The 15,278-nt window shown below is 59.1% G+C and carries 15 protein-coding genes; 2 read left to right on the forward strand and 13 right to left on the reverse strand.

What is annotated here, in order from left to right:
- Positions 1-100: 100 nt before the first annotated feature.
- The 5 genes from ACZ89R_RS27725 to ccoG form a co-directional block, all read right to left on the reverse strand.
- On the reverse strand, positions 101-784 hold the full coding sequence (locus ACZ89R_RS27725) for a sulfite exporter TauE/SafE family protein (protein ID WP_429547486.1): 684 nt from the start codon (positions 782-784) through the stop codon (positions 101-103).
- A complete protein-coding gene (gene ccoS / locus ACZ89R_RS27730) occupies positions 777-995 on the reverse strand; it encodes a cbb3-type cytochrome oxidase assembly protein CcoS (protein ID WP_008075166.1) in 219 nt (72 codons plus the stop codon). Before ccoS ends, ACZ89R_RS27725 begins: the two co-directional genes overlap by 8 nt.
- A gap of 22 nt (positions 996-1,017) precedes the next feature.
- Positions 1,018-3,468, reverse strand: coding sequence for a heavy metal translocating P-type ATPase (locus ACZ89R_RS27735; RefSeq protein ID WP_429547485.1), 2,451 nt, complete (start codon positions 3,466-3,468; stop codon positions 1,018-1,020).
- A gap of 186 nt (positions 3,469-3,654) precedes the next feature.
- Positions 3,655-4,194: a FixH family protein gene (locus ACZ89R_RS27740; protein WP_123360013.1), complete on the reverse strand. Its 540-nt coding sequence runs from the start codon at positions 4,192-4,194 to the stop codon at positions 3,655-3,657.
- Between the two features lie 11 nt (positions 4,195-4,205).
- Positions 4,206-5,621, reverse strand: coding sequence for a cytochrome c oxidase accessory protein CcoG (gene ccoG, locus ACZ89R_RS27745; protein WP_429547484.1), 1,416 nt, complete (start codon positions 5,619-5,621; stop codon positions 4,206-4,208).
- Positions 5,622-6,422: 801 nt separating this feature from the next.
- Here ccoG and ACZ89R_RS27750 point away from each other — a divergent pair.
- Positions 6,423-7,418: a metallophosphoesterase family protein gene (locus ACZ89R_RS27750; protein WP_429547483.1), complete on the forward strand. Its 996-nt coding sequence runs from the start codon at positions 6,423-6,425 to the stop codon at positions 7,416-7,418.
- A gap of 79 nt (positions 7,419-7,497) precedes the next feature.
- On the opposite strand, the gene ccoP (ACZ89R_RS27755) is transcribed toward ACZ89R_RS27750, so the two are convergent.
- From ccoP (ACZ89R_RS27755) to ccoN (ACZ89R_RS27790), 8 genes are all read right to left on the reverse strand, one after another.
- Positions 7,498-8,481, reverse strand: coding sequence for a cytochrome-c oxidase, cbb3-type subunit III (ccoP, locus tag ACZ89R_RS27755; protein ID WP_429547482.1), 984 nt, complete (start codon positions 8,479-8,481; stop codon positions 7,498-7,500).
- Positions 8,478-8,663 carry a CcoQ/FixQ family Cbb3-type cytochrome c oxidase assembly chaperone gene (locus tag ACZ89R_RS27760; RefSeq protein ID WP_003175465.1) on the reverse strand — a complete coding sequence of 62 codons (186 nt, stop codon included), beginning with the start codon at positions 8,661-8,663 and terminating at the stop codon, positions 8,478-8,480. The genes ccoP (ACZ89R_RS27755) and ACZ89R_RS27760 overlap by 4 nt, the downstream gene beginning before the upstream one ends.
- A 5-nt stretch (positions 8,664-8,668) precedes the next feature.
- The gene (gene ccoO, locus ACZ89R_RS27765; RefSeq protein ID WP_009042961.1) at positions 8,669-9,277 is read right to left on the reverse strand and encodes a cytochrome-c oxidase, cbb3-type subunit II; all 609 of its coding nucleotides are present in this window, start codon (positions 9,275-9,277) and stop codon (positions 8,669-8,671) included.
- Positions 9,277-10,719 (reverse strand): cytochrome-c oxidase, cbb3-type subunit I, encoded by a 1,443-nt coding sequence (gene ccoN / locus ACZ89R_RS27770; protein ID WP_007905436.1) that lies wholly within the window; start codon positions 10,717-10,719, stop codon positions 9,277-9,279. The genes ccoO (ACZ89R_RS27765) and ccoN (ACZ89R_RS27770) overlap by 1 nt, the downstream gene beginning before the upstream one ends.
- A gap of 482 nt (positions 10,720-11,201) precedes the next feature.
- On the reverse strand, positions 11,202-12,155 hold the full coding sequence (gene ccoP, locus ACZ89R_RS27775; RefSeq protein ID WP_429547481.1) for a cytochrome-c oxidase, cbb3-type subunit III: 954 nt from the start codon (positions 12,153-12,155) through the stop codon (positions 11,202-11,204).
- On the reverse strand, positions 12,152-12,358 hold the full coding sequence (locus ACZ89R_RS27780; protein ID WP_427625570.1) for a cbb3-type cytochrome oxidase subunit 3: 207 nt from the start codon (positions 12,356-12,358) through the stop codon (positions 12,152-12,154). Before ACZ89R_RS27780 ends, ccoP (ACZ89R_RS27775) begins: the two co-directional genes overlap by 4 nt.
- Positions 12,359-12,379: 21 nt before the next feature.
- Complete coding sequence (gene ccoO / locus ACZ89R_RS27785) at positions 12,380-12,988, reverse strand: cytochrome-c oxidase, cbb3-type subunit II (protein ID WP_074875099.1); 609 nt, start codon at positions 12,986-12,988, stop codon at positions 12,380-12,382.
- Between the two features lie 10 nt (positions 12,989-12,998).
- Positions 12,999-14,423 (reverse strand): cytochrome-c oxidase, cbb3-type subunit I, encoded by a 1,425-nt coding sequence (gene ccoN, locus ACZ89R_RS27790; RefSeq protein WP_074875101.1) that lies wholly within the window; start codon positions 14,421-14,423, stop codon positions 12,999-13,001.
- A 95-nt stretch (positions 14,424-14,518) separates the two neighbouring features.
- Between ccoN (ACZ89R_RS27790) and ACZ89R_RS27795 the strand changes: the two genes are divergently transcribed.
- Positions 14,519-15,193, forward strand: a complete 675-nt coding sequence (locus tag ACZ89R_RS27795; RefSeq protein WP_429547480.1) for an alpha/beta family hydrolase — start codon at positions 14,519-14,521, stop codon at positions 15,191-15,193.
- Positions 15,194-15,278: the final 85 nt, after the last annotated feature.

A 15,278-nucleotide genomic window follows, 5' to 3' on the forward strand; every position in this document is an offset into this window, starting at 1 on the left:
GAATCAACGGGCTTCAAGATCAAAAGATCGCAGCCTTCGGCGGCGCCCACAGGCGCGTAGGAGCTGCCGAAGGCTGCGATCTTTTGATCTTTGTTTTTTTTTAATGCCCCATAAGCCAATGCTGATGCGGCCCTGGCAAGGTCCAGATTCCGAACACCATCACCAGCAAGCCACCGGTCATGCGGACGCTGCGTTTGCGCAATAGCGCCGTGACGCGCTCGGCGGCAAGCCCTGTGGCGAGCAGCACCGGCCAGGTGCCCAGCCCGAATGCCAGCATCAGCAATGCACTGTCCAGCGCATTGCCCTGGCTCGCCGACCACAGCAATGTGCTGTAAACCAGCCCGCACGGCAGCCAGCCCCATAGCGCGCCCAGCAGCAGGGCGCGGGGCAGGTTCGACACGGGTAATAATGTGTTGGCCACCGGCTGGATATGCCGCCACAGGCCGCGACCGAGGCTTTCGATGCGGGTCAGGCCGCTCCACCAGCCGGCCAGGTACAGGCCCATGGCGATCAGCAGAAGTCCGGCGAGAATGCGCATGAACATCGCCGCCGGGCTATTGGCTACGGCCCAACCGGCCAGGCCGATCAGCAGGCCGGCCGCGGCGTAGCTGAGAATGCGCCCCAGGTTGTAGGCCAGCAATAGTCGAAAGCGTCGGCTGCGTTGTTTTTTGGGGATCGCCAGGGTCAACGCGCCCATCAAGCCGCCGCACATGCCCAGGCAATGCCCGCCGCCGAGCAAGCCGAGGATCAGCGCAGACACCAACAGTGGCGCCAACTCAAGCATGGGGCGGCGCCTTATCGTCCGGTTTGGCCGGATGGCCGCCGGCCTCGTCGACCGCTGCCTTGTGGTTCGGGTCCTGATCGTCGAACAGGATGCTGTGGGCCGGGCCGTCGAGATCGTCGTACTGACCGCTGTCGACTGCCCAGAAGAAGATGTAGATAGCGATGGCTACGATCAGCAGCGCGGCCGGGATCATCACGTAGAGAGCTGGCATCTGGACTCCATGCCCGCGCGGCTCAGGCCGGCAGCGGACGGGTTTCTGGCGTGGTGCCGGCAGCCGGCGCGCTCGGCAGGCGAGTCAGGCGCAGGGCATTCAATACCACGGTCAACGAACTGATCGACATGCCAACCGCTGCCCATACCGGAGTGATCCAGCCGAGGGCGGCGAACGGCAACATGAGGCCATTGTACAGCGCTGCCCACAGCAAATTCTCGATGATGACCCGACGGGTGCGGCGGGCCAGGCTGAAGGCTTGCACCAGCGCGTCGAGGCGGTTCGACAACAGCACCGCGTCGGCACTGGTTTTCGCCAGATCGGTGGCCGAACCCATCGCCACGCTGATGTCGGCGGCGGCCAGCACCGGCACATCATTGACCCCGTCACCGAGCATCAACACCTTGCGACCTTCCTTGTGCAGTTGTTGCAGCACCTGCAATTTATCGTCCGGACGCAAACCGCCTCGGGCCTCGTCGATGCCCAATTCGGCCGCGACGCTGGCGACCATCGGCGAGCTGTCGCCGGACAGCAGCAACGTGCGCCAGCCGCGAGCCTTGCAGGCCGCCAACAGGGCGGGCGCGTCGGCGCGCAACCGGTCGTCGAGTACGAACCACGCCAGCGGCCCCTGGCTGTCGCCGAGCAGCAGCCATTGGCCAGGCTCATCGGGCATTACTGGCGTTTGAGCGCCGCTGAGTTCGCAGACAAACCCCGGTTGGCCAATGCGCAGGCGTTGTGTGCCGACCAACCCCTCAAGGCCCAGGCCCGGCGTGCTGTGAACTTCTTCGGCGGCCAGCGGCGCGCGGCCAAAAGCCCGGGCAATCGGGTGCTCGGAGCGGTTTTCCAGGGCGGCGGCGAGGCTCAGGCATTGATCGCTGGTCAAGGCTCCAAGTGGCCGGATCGAACGCAAGGCCAGGCGACCTTCGGTGAGGGTGCCGGTCTTGTCGAAAATCACCGTGTCGATCTGGTTCAGGCCTTCCAGCACATGGCCGCGTGTCAACAAAAGACCGAGCTTGTGCAGCGTGCCGGTGGCGGCGGTCAGGGCGGTTGGCGTGGCCAGCGACAAGGCGCACGGGCACGTCGCAACCAGCATCGCCAGGACGATCCAGAACGCCCGCGAAGAATCCAGTTCCCACCACAGCAGGCCAATGGCAGCCACCGCGATAAGCGACAACAGCAAAAACCATTGCGCGGCGTGGTCGGCGATTTCCGCCAGTCGTGGCTTTTCGGCCTGGGCGCGATCCAGCAGGCGGACGATGGCCGACAGTCGCGTGTCCTGTCCCAGCGCCAGGACTTCCACGGTCAGCGCACCTTCAACGTTCAAGGTGCCGGCGGTGACAGCATCGCCCGGGGTCCGTGGTTGTGGCAGGTATTCGCCGGTCAGCAGGGATTCGTCGATGCTCGATTGACCATCGAGGATCTTGCCATCGGCCGGCAGAATTGCTCCGGGATGCACCAGCACCTGATCGCCCACGAGCAATTCGCTGAGCAGAATCCGTTCGCTCTGGCCGTCGGCACTCAGCCGCAGGCAGGAGGCGGGCAACAGATTGACCAGCTGTGCGGTAGCGGCGGCGGTGCGTTCCCGGGCTCGACGTTCCAGATAACGCCCGGCCAGCAGGAATAGCGCAAACATCCCTACTGCATCGAAATACAGCTCGCCTACCCCGGTGATCGAGGTCCAGATCCCGGCGATATAGGCACTGCCGATCGCCAGCGACACCGAGACGTCCATGGTCAGGTGACGGGTGCGCAAGTCGCGCATCGCCCCTTTGAAGAACGGCGCGCAGCTGTAGAACACGATCGGCGTGGTCAGAAACAGCGCGACCCAGCGCAAGATGGTGTGGAGCTCGGGGCTGAGGTCAATGTTGAATTCCGGCCAGGTGGCCATGGTTGCCATCATCGCCTGGAACCACAGCAGTCCGGCAACGCCGAGTTGACGTAGCGCCAGACGGTTTTCGCTGGCCAGTTGTTCACTGGCGCGGTCGGCCTGATAAGGGTGGGCGGCGTAACCGATGTGGCGCAATTCACTGAGCACTTGACTCAATGGCAATTGCGCATCGGCCCAGCGCACATGCAGGCGGTGGTTGGACAGGTTCAAGCGTGCTTCGGCCACCGCCGGCAAGGCGCGCAGGTGTTTCTCGATCAACCAGCCGCAGGCGGCGCAACTGATGCCTTCCATCAACAGGGTGGTTTCGGCGAGTTCGCCTTCGTGGCGGACAAAGGGTTGCTGCACGTCGGCGCGGTCGTACAGCGCCAGCTCATCCACCAACTGCACCGGCAAGGCTTCGGGGTTGGCCGAGGCTTCGCTGCGATGCTGATAATAGCTTTCCAACCCACCGGCCACGATGGCCTCGGCCACTGCCTGGCAACCCGGGCAGCAGAACTCGCGGGTATCCCCGAGGACGGCGGCGGTGAAGCGGCTGCCGGCCGGGACGGGCAGGGCGCAGTGGTAGCAGGGGGTTGGACTGGTCATGAGGTGAAATCTATATCGTCCGGGAGGGCCTCATTGCTGTAGGAGCTGTCGAGTGCAACGAGGCTGCGATCTTTTCGGCGTAAACACAAAGGCAAGATCAAAAGATCGCAGCCTCGTTGCACTCGTCAGCTCCTACAGGGTTTGGCGGCGTTCCCACGCAGAGCATGGGAACGATCAGGGTAGGGCTTATTTCTTCAGGTCTTCCGCGCCCTGCAGCGGCTCATCGCCCAGCAGCAGATCCTTGGCATGGCTGACCTGTTCTTCTTCGAACATGCGCCAGATCTTGTCATCCTGAACACCCAGCAACTCGACGAAGCGACGACCTTCAATTTTGTCACTCAACTGGCCAATGTAACGGCCCTGTTCGGTTTCACTGCGGGCCAGGGTGATCTTGCGATCCTTCTCCGGCTGGGTGGGTGAAATCAGGTTCAGTTCAAGGGTTTTCGGCTGGCTGTTGCCGCTCAGGCGCAGGTCGACTTCGCCGGTCACGTCATCCAGATGCACGCTGGCACGCAGTTGCAGGGTCTGGGCCAGCAGTTCACGGTCCAGTGAACGGTTAATACCCTTGCCGGCCTCGTAATAGTTGTCGTTGACCAGGTTGTCCGGGTTGTTCACCGCGATGGTCACCATCGACAGGGTCAAGGTCACCGAGCAAGCCAGGATGGCGATGATGATCCACGGCCAAAGGTGCTTGTACCAGGGACTTGCGGCAGTTGCAGCGGGCATGGTCATTTCTCTCAACGAGTTTGTGGGCCGATGAATCGGCTCTTGGCTTCAACGTGGACGTTGGCGTCGTCGGCATCCTTGAGGATGAATGTCACCTCGTTGGTGCTCGACGGCAGTTGTTCCGGTGCGCTGGACAGTTCCACCGGCTGGCTGAAAATCTCCCCGGCGGCGACTTTGATCTCGCGCTTGCCTTGCAGCTTGAGGTCCGGCAGGCCGGTAGCTTCGAGCACATAGGTATGGTCGTGCTGGTCCTTGTTCATGATCTTCAGGCTGTAGACGTTTTCGATCCGGCCTTCAGCGTTCTCGCGGTACAACACACGGTCTTTACTGACATCGAAGCCGACCAGCGAGCGCATGAAGAATGCAGTCATCAGCAGCGCGATCATCGCCAGCAGCACTGTGGCATAGCCGATCAGGCGTGGACGCAGTTTATTGGTTTTTTGCCCCGACAGGTTGTGCTCGGTGGTGTAGCTGATCAGGCCGCGCGGGTAATCCATCTTGTCCATGATGCTGTCGCAGGCGTCAATGCACGCCGCGCAGCCGATGCATTCGACTTGCAGGCCGTCGCGGATGTCGATACCGGTGGGGCAGACCTGGACGCACATCGTGCAGTCGATGCAATCGCCAAGACCCTGAGCCTTGTAGTCGATGCCTTTCTTGCGCGGGCCACGGCTTTCGCCACGGCGCGGGTCGTAGGAGACGATCAGCGTGTCCTTGTCGAACATCACGCTCTGGAAGCGTGCATACGGGCACATGTAGATGCACACCTGCTCGCGCAACCAGCCGGCGTTGCCGTAAGTGGCGAGGGTGAAGAAGCCGACCCAGAAATACGACCAGCCATCCGCCTGGCCGGTGAAGAACTCGATCACCAGTTCGCGAATCGGCGAGAAGTAACCGACGAAGGTCATGCCGGTCACGAAACCGATCAGCAGCCACATTGTGTGCTTGCTGAACTTGCGCAGGAATTTGTTGGCGCTCATCGGCGCCTTGTCGAGCTTGATACGCTGGTTGCGGTCGCCTTCGGTGACCTTTTCGCACCACATGAAGATCCAGGTCCAGACGCTTTGCGGGCAGGTGTAGCCACACCAGACCCGACCGGCATACACGGTAATGAAAAACAGGCCGAAGGCACTGATGATCAGAATGCCCGAGAGCAGGATGAAATCCTGAGGCCAGAAGGTCGCGCCAAAAATGAAGAATTTACGCTCCGGCAGGTTCCACCAGACGGCCTGATGACCGCCCCAGTTCAGCCACACCGTGCCGAAATACAGCAGAAACAGCCCGGCCCCGCCGATCATCCGCAAATTGCGGAATAGGCCGGTGAAGGCGCGGGTGTAGATCTTTTCTCGAGAGGCGTAGAGGTCGACGCTGTTGTTCGCGTTCTTGGCAGGCGGAGTGACGTCGTGTACCGGAATCTGATTGCTCATCGTTGCATCCCACGGCAGTGGAAAAATGCCTCGGTCAGTACGTGCCGACCGCGGTCAAAAAGAGGTGTTGCAGTGGCGCAATGATACGCCTGTCGCTCTAGATCAAGGGTGCGACCTTTGGTCGCGTTGGGGGGAGGGCGTGGATGGTGTAGCAGATGCAACAAGTCATGATCCAGATCAATTGACTATAGACGATCCATGAATCACCTCTCATGAGCCGCTCCTTGGAGCGCAGCGGCTCATTTATTCTGAGAAGGCATCAAGGCAGCCTTCCGTCTCCCAGGCTGTCCAGCCCGCTGTCTTTTTTTCTACCGACATCTTCGGTGGCCGGTTTTGTGCTTTCGTTGTCTGAGGGCGTGTCCTCAACATCGTTGATAACGTAAGTGAAATCCTCGTGGGATAGCACACAATCGTAGTCAGACTCTCGCATAGGGTTCTTCCTTGAAATGCATCTATTGAACGGTGGTCCTCACGTTGCTCGTCAGGGTGAAAAGGGAAGCTACAGGGCGCTGAAATACGAGTCTATTGAGCATTCGTCTCAAATTATGAAGGCGTCGAAATGCAAACGCCCCCGCCAATTCTCATTGGCGGGGGCGTTTTTTTCTGCTTGCTCGGCACTCGTTAGAGTGAGTTCATATATTTTATTCTTAACTAACGAAATGTCAGACATATATTTAATTGGTTTGAAAGTTTCATTTGTTTGCGAGTTAACAGGGCTTATTGTATTTTGCGGCTTCAACGTAATGGCTGCGAAGAGCGGCTAATCAATATCAATGGAAATGGGTTTCAATGAAGTTATCAATGAATAAGTGGCTGGCATGCCTTGCCTTGGCGTTAGTTAATTGCTGGGGCTCAAGTGTTGCTTTTGCAGAAGCACCGCAACACATGATATTTGCCTCGGATTCGCAATATCCCTGGAGTGATCTTACCGATAAGGGTGAACAGGATCCCAACAAGGAAGCTCGGTCAAGAGAACTGATCGAGTTGCAGTATTCCGATATCGCGAGCTTCAGAAGCCTTAATGGCGGCGCTCACCGTATACCTGTAATGATTAATGGAGATATCACGGCGTTTGGTCATGGAGGCGAGCGTTCGTACATGAGGGGGGTTTTTGAGAAGAAGCTGCTGGGGCTTTATGACTATGGTTTGGGGAACCATGATTATGCCAATAATGTAGATGATTGTTTTTGGAATAATTGTGCGGCCGGGAGTATCAATGACCTCAAGACACGCTATTGGGGAAATGGGGTGTCCATGGACTTGGCGGCAAGAAGTTCGGGTCTTGGGAAAATTTATTACGGCAGTCTCGCCTACTCAAAGGGTTTTGGTGATGTGCATTTTGTACAATTGAATAATGAGCCGACCTATACAGTTAATTTTACTTCCGGTAATCCGTTGGCTCGAACGTCCTTTGAAATTACTGATGCGCTGGACTGGCTTGAGCGTGATCTGAAAAGCGCGAGAGCACAGGGGAAAATCATTATTCTCAATATGCACAAGGTCTATGACTGGGCTGGCAATGATGCGCAGATTTCCCGATTTAAACAGATGATCAACCACTACAAGGTGACCGCTGTATTTGGCGGGCATGATCACAAGGGAGTAGGGATCCATATGTACTCCAGAAAATGGGAGCTGTTTGGCGAAGTGCCCGTATTCATGAGTGGTTCTGCTTCCCAGCAAACCTATCTTATTGCCAGTTTTACCGATGATCGACAGTCTCTGAAAATCAGCGCAGTACATAACAGTAACTGGCCCAGCCGTGAAGCCGTGAGGGTCATTCCTGTCTTGAAGTAAGCAGGTTTGAGCTGAAATGAAAACGGCCCCGCCAATTTACATGGGCGGGGCCGTTTGTTGTTGCGATCAAGCGTTTGCCTTACTGGGCGTCCGCTTCCGGCGCTTTCTCACCGTGAGAGAGGCTGTAGACGTAAGCGGCCAGCAGGTGAACCTTGTCGTTGCCTTGCAGCTGTTCTTGCGCAGGCATCTGGCCCTGACGACCGTAACGGATGGTCTGCTGCAGTTGAGCGAAGCTCGAACCGTAGATGAACGCCGCCGGGTGGGTCAGGTCAGGGGCGCCCATGGCTGGCGTACCTTTGCCGGCCGGGCCGTGGCACGCCACGCAGTTGGCGGCGAACAGTTTCTGCCCGGCAACCGGGTCAGCCTTGGTGCCTTCAGGCAGCTTGCGGCCATCCAGGTTGGTCAGTACGAACGCGGCAACGTCAGCAACGCCTTGCTCGCCGATCACTTCAGCCCAAGCCGGCATCACGGCGTGACGACCGCCCATGATGGTGGTCTTGATGGTTTGCGCCTCACCGCCCCAGCGCCAGTCGGCGTCGGTCAGGTTAGGAAAACCATAGGCGCCTTTGGCGTCGGAACCGTGGCAGACCGAGCAGTTGGAGGCGAACAGGCGGCCACCCATCTTCAGGGCTTGCGGGTCTTTGGCAACTTCTTCGATTGGCATGGAGGCGAACTTGGCGAAGATCGGGCCAAACTTGGCGTCCGACCTGAGCATTTCCTTTTCCCATTCGTGAACGCCGGTCCAGCCGGTCTGGCCGTTGGCGAACGCGGTCTGCTTCTCGTTATCCAGGTAGTTGTAACCCGGCAACAGGCCTTTCCAGTTACCCAGGCCCGGGTACAGCACCAGGTAGCCGAGGGCGAAGATGATGGTGCCCACGAACAGCATGAACCACCATTTCGGCAGCGGGTTGTCATACTCCTCGATCCCGTCGAAGGAGTGGCCGACCGTTTCATCGGTGGATTCGCTGCGCTGACCCTTGCGGGTGGACAGCAGCAGCCAGGTCAGGGCGAAGATGGTGCCGAGACTGAGGACTGTGACGTACAGACTCCAGAACGTAGTCATTCTTTGTTACTCCTAGAAGCTTGCTCGACGTGCTTGATGGCTTCGGGATCATCCGCGAAAGGCAGCAAGGTCGCGTCTTCAAACTCCGACTTGCGCTTGGGGCTGAACACCCACAGCGCCAGACCGATGAAGGCCACCATCACAACAACGGTGCCCAGGCCACGAATCATCCCGATATCCATCTAAATCACCGTTTGCTTTTGATGATGGTGCCCAGGCCTTGCAGATAGGCCACCAGCGCGTCCATTTCGGTTTTGCCCTTCACAGCATCCTTGGCACCGGCGATGTCTTCGTCGGTGTAAGGGACGCCGAGCGTGCGCAAGACTTCCATTTTCTTGGCGGTGTCTTTGCCGTCGAGCTTGTTTTCCACGAGGAACGGGTAGGCCGGCATTTTCGACTCAGGCACCACGTTGCGCGGGTTGTACAAGTGCGCACGCTGCCAGTCATCGGAGTAACGACCACCGACACGGGCCAGGTCCGGACCGGTACGCTTGGAACCCCACAGGAACGGGTGGTCCCAAACGCTTTCACCGGCGACCGAGTAGTGGCCGTAACGTTCGGTTTCAGCACGGAACGGGCGGATCATCTGCGAGTGGCAGCCGACACAACCGTTGGCGATGTACACGTCGCGGCCTTCCAGCTCAAGGGCGGTACGCGGCTTCATGCCCTCGACCGGCTTGTTGGTGACGTCCTGGAAAAACAGCGGAACGATTTGAGTCAGGCCGCCAATGCTGACGGCGATAACCATGAAGAAGGCCAGCAGGCCAATATTCTTCTCGACTGCTTCATGCTTCATCAGTGAGCTCCAACTACAGCAATCTGTTCAGCAGCTTTGGCTTCAGCCGGGTTCGAGGCACGTACGGTACGCCATACGTTGTAGGCCATGAACAGCATGCCGCTGGCAAAGAACGCACCGCCCAGGGCGCGAACGATGAAACCTGGGTGGCTGGCTTGCAGCGCTTCAACGAACGAGTAGGTGAGGGTGCCGTCGTCGTTGATTGCACGCCACATCAGGCCCTGGGTGATGCCGTTGACCCACATCGACGCGATGTACAGAACGGTACCGATGGTCGCGAGCCAGAAGTGCGTGTTGATCAGGCCGATGCTGTGCATCTGCGTACGACCGAACAGTTTCGGGATCATGTGGTAGATCGCGCCGATCGAAATCATCGCTACCCAGCCAAGCGCGCCGGCGTGTACGTGGCCAATGGTCCAGTCGGTGTAGTGCGACAGCGAGTTGACGGTCTTGATGGCCATCATCGGGCCTTCGAAGGTCGACATGCCGTAGAACGCCAGCGATACCACGAGGAAGCGCAGGATCGGGTCGGTGCGCAGCTTATGCCAGGCACCCGACAAGGTCATCATGCCGTTGATCATGCCGCCCCAGCTGGGTGCCAGCAGGATGATCGACATGGCCATGCCCAGGGATTGAGCCCAGTCCGGCAGCGCGGTGTAGTGCAGGTGGTGTGGACCGGCCCAGATGTACAGGGTGATCAGCGCCCAGAAGTGCACGATCGACAGACGATAGGAGTAGATCGGACGCTCGGCCTGCTTCGGAACGAAGTAGTACATCATCCCCAGGAAGCCGGTGGTCAGGAAGAAACCTACCGCGTTGTGGCCGTACCACCACTGGATCATCGCATCAGTCGCACCCGAGTAAGCCGAGTAGGACTTGAAGAAACTGACCGGCAGGGACGCGTGGTTGACGATGTGCAGCATCGCGGTCACGACGATGAAGGCACCGTAGAACCAGTTACCGACATAGATGTGCTTGGTCTTGCGCTTGACGATGGTGCCGAAGAACACCAGACCGTAGGTGACCCAGACGATGGCCAGCAGAATAGCCAGAGGCCATTCAAGTTCCGCGTATTCCTTGGTGGTCGTGAAACCCATCGGCAAGGTAACGATCGCGCCGACTATCACCGCTTGCCAACCCCAGAAGGTGAAGGCCGCGAGGCTGTCGGAAATCAGTCGCGTTTGGCAGGTTCGCTGCACGACGTAATAGGAAGTGGCAAACAGAGCACACCCACCGAAGGCGAAAATCACCAGGTTGGTGTGCAGCGGGCGCAGGCGTCCAAAGCTCGTCCATGCCAGACCGAAGTTCAACTCCGGCCAGACCAGTTGCGAGGCGATGAAGACACCGAGCCCCATGCCAAGGATCCCCCAGACCACCGTCATGATGGCGAACTGGCGGACTACCTTATAGTTATAAGCAGTCGGACTGATTGCTGTGCTCATTCTAAGGTTCCACGGTTTGGGTGTTTTATTAGGAGTAAAAATCGGCCGCAAGTATGTAGAAAGCGGGGGGTCATTGCAACGCGCCATGACGTAGGTCAATGCTTTCAAAAGCTTATTCTGCGGCCTTTCCATGCGCCGCGTAAGGACAAAATTGCCCTCGGACAAAATGTCGTAACGGATCAAAGAGGCGAGGGGTTCAGGTCAGTTGTAACGGGGTATGTTCAAACACGACGATCGGGTAACAGAGGGCAACGGGGACGATAGCCGGTGTCTACCAGCCTTTGCGGCCTGTCATCGAGCAAATTCGTCGAACACATCGGGTTGAATCGACCTGGAACCGGCGCTGGCCAGTCCGCATCGCAGGGAAGCTTAGACCCGAATCCGGCGAACCGAAAGGAAGACCAAGGGAGGGTGCGACAATGCGTCGCAAAGGGGCAGGGAACTGCCGCATCCGGGTGAATGCGGCGTTGCGCGGACGAGATTTATTCGCTTTTGCCTTCAGCCTGTAAACGCTCGGTGCTCAGACCTTGAGACAGGCTGTATACGTAAGCGGCCAGCAATTGCACCTTGTCGTTGCCGAGCAGTTCGTTCTGCGCCGGCATATGGCCCTGGCGGCCATGACGAATGGTTTGTTGCAGTTGCGCCAGGCTTGTACCGTAGATAAATCCGGCCGGTTGCGTCAGGTTCGGCGCCCCCATGGCTTCAGTGCCCTGGCCGTTTGCCCCATGACAGGCTACGCAGGTGGTGCTGAACGCTTGCTGTCCAGCGTGCAGATCGGCTGTGCTGCCTTCCGGCAAGGGCAGGCCGGCCAGTTCGTGACGCACATAAGCGGCGACGTTCTTCACGCCGGCGTCACCGAGGATTTCTCCCCAGGCCGGCATCGCGGCCATGCGACCGCCCATGATGGTCGTTTTGATCATTTCGGCATCGCCGCCCCAGCGCCAGTTGTTGTCCGCCAGGTTGGGGAAACCGAACGCGCCCTTGGCATCCGAGCCGTGGCACACCGAGCAATTGGACGCAAACAGACGACCGCCCATTTTCAGGGCTAGCGGGTCCTTGGCCACTTCTTCGATGGGCATGGCAGCGAATTTGGCGAAGATCGGCCGGAACTTCGCGTCAGCCTTGTTCATCTCCTTTTCCCATTCGTGGACACCAGTCCAGCCGTCCTCATAACCGGGCAAGATGCCTTTCCAGTTGCCCAGGCCCGGGTAAAGCACCAGATAACCGACGGCAAACACCAACGTGCCGGCGAACAGCATGAACCACCACTGCGGCAGCGGGTTGTCGTACTCCTCGATGCCGTCGAAGCTGTGGCCCATGGTCTGGTCGACGCTGCCCTTGGTTTCGCCCTTGCGGGTGCCGATCAGCAGCCAGGTCAGGCCGATCAGGCTGCCAATGGTCAGTACGCAGATCCACGTACTCCAGAAGATGGTCATGGCCGGGTACTCCTTGTTGTTGCAGATTCTTGAGTGTTGGCGTTGTCGGGATGCGGCTCGTCGGCGAACGGCAGCAGGCGTGCTTCGGCGAATTCCGGATTGCGCTTGCGGTTGAACACCCACAGCGTCAGGCCGACGAAGGCTACGAACACCACGACCGTGCCCAGGCCGCGGATCATTCCACTGCTCATTACGCTTACGATTTCAAAGGGCATGGCCATGGCTCACCTCTTGCTCTTGATGGATGTGCCGAGCACTTGCAGGTAAGCAACCAATGCGTCCATTTCGGTCTTGCCCTGGAGTGAGGCGACTGAACCTGTAATGTCTTCATCGGTGTACGGCACGCCGAGGGTGCGCATGGCGCGGATCTTGGTTTCGGTGTGGCTGCTATCGACCTTGTTGTCCACCAGCCACGGGTAGGCCGGCATCTTCGATTCAGGCACCACGTTGCGCGGGTTGTACAAGTGCGCGCGGTGCCAGTCTTCGGAGTAGCGACCACCGACCCGGGCGAGGTCCGGGCCGGTACGTTTCGAGCCCCACAGGAACGGGTGATCCCACACGCTTTCACCGGCCACCGAGTAGTGGCCGTAGCGTTCGGTCTCGGCGCGGAACGGACGGATCATCTGCGAATGGCAACCGACGCAGCCTTCGCGGATGTAGATGTCACGACCTTCCAGTTGCAACGCGGTGTAGGGCTTCATGCCTTCCACCGGTTTATTGGTCACGTCCTGGAAGAACAGCGGGACGATCTGGGTCAGGCCGCCGATGCTCACGGCCAGCACCATCAGCAACATCAGCAGGCCGACGTTTTTCTCGATTGTTTCGTGTTTCATGGCGGCCTCCTCAGGCGATCTGCGCGGCAGCGGCGGCTTCGGCAGGCTGCGAGGCCCGCACGGTGCGCCAGGTGTTGTAGGCCATCAGCAACATGCCGCTGAAGAAAATCGCACCGCCTACCAGACGCACGACGAAGCCTGGGTGGCTGGCCACCAGGGTTTCGACGAAGGAGTAGGTCAGCGTGCCGTCCTCATTGACAGCGCGCCACATGAGGCCTTGGGCGATGCCGTTGACCCACATCGAAGCGATGTACAGCACGGTGCCGATGGTCGCGAGCCAGAAGTGCGCGTTGATCAGGCCGATGCTGTGCATCTGTGTGCGGCCGAAGATTTTCGGGATCATGTGGTACAGCGCGCCAATGGAGATCATCGCTACCCAACCGAGGGCGCCGGCGTGAACGTGGCCGATGGTCCAGTCGGTGTAGTGGGAGAGGGCGTTCACGGTTTTGATCGCCATCATCGGCCCTTCGAAGGTCGACATGCCGTAGAACGCCAGCGACACCACGAGGAAGCGCAGGATCGGGTCGCTGCGCAACTTATGCCAGGCGCCCGACAGCGTCATCATGCCGTTGATCATCCCGCCCCAGCTCGGTGCCAACAGGATCAGCGACATCACCATGCCCAACGACTGCGCCCAGTCCGGCAGCGCGGTGTAGTGCAAGTGGTGTGGGCCGGCCCAGATGTACAGGGTGATCAGCGCCCAGAAGTGCACGATCGACAAGCGATAGGAATACACCGGACGCTCGGCCTGTTTTGGCACGAAGTAGTACATCATCCCGAGGAAACCGGCGGTGAGGAAAAAGCCTACGGCGTTGTGTCCGTACCACCACTGCACCATGGCATCGGTCGCACCGGCGTACAGCGAGTAGGACTTGGTGAAACTTACCGGCAATTCCAGGTTGTTGACGATGTGCAGGATCGCCACGGTGATGATGAAGCCACCGAAGAACCAGTTACCGACATAAATGTGTTTGGTCTTGCGCTGCATGATCGTGCCGAAGAACACGACGGCATAAGCCACCCAGACGATGGTGATCAGGATGTCGATCGGCCATTCCAGCTCGGCGTACTCCTTGGAACTGGTGTAACCCAGTGGCAGGCTGATGGCCGCCAGCAAGATCACCAGTTGCCAGCCCCAGAAGCAGAACGCGGCGATTTTCGGCGCGAACAGTCGGGTCTGGCAGGTGCGTTGTACCGAGTAGAACGAACTGGCGAACAGGGCACAACCGCCGAAAGCGAAGATCACCGCGTTGGTATGCAACGGGCGCAGACGGCCGAAGCTGGTCCACGGCAGGTTGAAGTTGAGTTCAGGCCAGACCAATTGGGCGGCGAGAAAAACCCCGAGCCCCATGCCGACGATGCCCCACACCACCGTCATAATGGCGAATTGGCGGACCACCTTGTAGTTGTAGGCGGTACTGATAGAAGTGTTCATGGTTCCCCATCCACGGTTCAGTCGAAGTGAGGGCGTTTGCGCGAGGCAACGCTCCCTTCGCCTGGAGTTATAGGCAGACTAAAAGCGAGGCAAGCATGGACAAAGAGCACAAGGCCAGTATTGACGGGGATCAATGGGCGCAGTGTGTGCGAGATCATGGATGGTTGTGGAATGCCGCCACAGCGCCGGCCTCGGCGACGCTGATTCTCGCTCACGGTGCCGGTGCGCCGATGGATAGCGTCTGGATGAGCGACATGGCTGAGCGCCTTGCCGCGCATGGGGTCAACGTGTTGCGCTTCGAGTTTCCCTACATGGCGCAGCGGCGTATCGATGGCGGTAAACGTCCCCCGAACCCGGCGCCCAAATTGCAGGAATGCTGGCGTGAGGTGTATGCCGTGGTGCGACGCCATGTCGCTGGACGCCTGGCCATTGGCGGCAAGTCCATGGGCGGGCGGATGGCGAGTTTGTTGGCCGATGAGTTGGGCGCGGATGCGCTGGTGTGCCTGGGGTATCCGTTTTATGCCGTCGGCAAACCGGAGACACCACGGGTCGAGCATCTGGCTGGGCTGAAGACGCGGACGTTGATTGTGCAGGGTGAGCGGGATGCGTTGGGTAATCGTGAGGCGGTTGAGGGGTATGAATTGGCGCCGAGCATCGAGGTGTTTTGGCTGGTCGCGGGGGATCATGATTTGAAGCCATTGAAGGCTTCCGGGTTTACGCATGAGCAGCACTTGGACACGACAGCGAAGAAGGTCGCCGGATTTCTGTGAGAAGCAAGATAAAAAGATCGCAGCCTTCGGCAGCTCCTACAGGGTGTACGCCGTTCAAATGTAGGAGCTGGCGCAGCCTGCGATC

It is taken from the genome of Pseudomonas sp. TE3728 (genome assembly GCF_056279145.1).

Coding starts and splice junctions, on each gene's coding strand:
- ACZ89R_RS27725 (WP_429547486.1), bottom strand. CDS start 784: ATGCTTGAGTTGGCGCCACTGTTGGTGTCTGCGCTGATCCTCGGCTTG.
- ccoS (WP_008075166.1), bottom strand. CDS start 995: ATGCCAGCTCTCTACGTGATGATCCCGGCCGCGCTGCTGATCGTAGCC.
- ACZ89R_RS27735 (WP_429547485.1), bottom strand. CDS start 3,468: ATGACCAGTCCAACCCCCTGCTACCACTGCGCCCTGCCCGTCCCGGCC.
- ACZ89R_RS27740 (WP_123360013.1), bottom strand. CDS start 4,194: ATGCCCGCTGCAACTGCCGCAAGTCCCTGGTACAAGCACCTTTGGCCG.
- ccoG (WP_429547484.1), bottom strand. CDS start 5,621: ATGAGCAATCAGATTCCGGTACACGACGTCACTCCGCCTGCCAAGAAC.
- ACZ89R_RS27750 (WP_429547483.1), top strand. CDS start 6,423: ATGAATAAGTGGCTGGCATGCCTTGCCTTGGCGTTAGTTAATTGCTGG.
- ccoP (WP_429547482.1), bottom strand. CDS start 8,481: ATGACTACGTTCTGGAGTCTGTACGTCACAGTCCTCAGTCTCGGCACC.
- ACZ89R_RS27760 (WP_003175465.1), bottom strand. CDS start 8,663: ATGGATATCGGGATGATTCGTGGCCTGGGCACCGTTGTTGTGATGGTG.
- ccoO (WP_009042961.1), bottom strand. CDS start 9,277: ATGAAGCATGAAGCAGTCGAGAAGAATATTGGCCTGCTGGCCTTCTTC.
- ccoN (WP_007905436.1), bottom strand. CDS start 10,719: ATGAGCACAGCAATCAGTCCGACTGCTTATAACTATAAGGTAGTCCGC.
- ccoP (WP_429547481.1), bottom strand. CDS start 12,155: ATGACCATCTTCTGGAGTACGTGGATCTGCGTACTGACCATTGGCAGC.
- ccoO (WP_074875099.1), bottom strand. CDS start 12,988: ATGAAACACGAAACAATCGAGAAAAACGTCGGCCTGCTGATGTTGCTG.
- ccoN (WP_074875101.1), bottom strand. CDS start 14,423: ATGAACACTTCTATCAGTACCGCCTACAACTACAAGGTGGTCCGCCAA.
- ACZ89R_RS27795 (WP_429547480.1), top strand. CDS start 14,519: ATGGACAAAGAGCACAAGGCCAGTATTGACGGGGATCAATGGGCGCAG.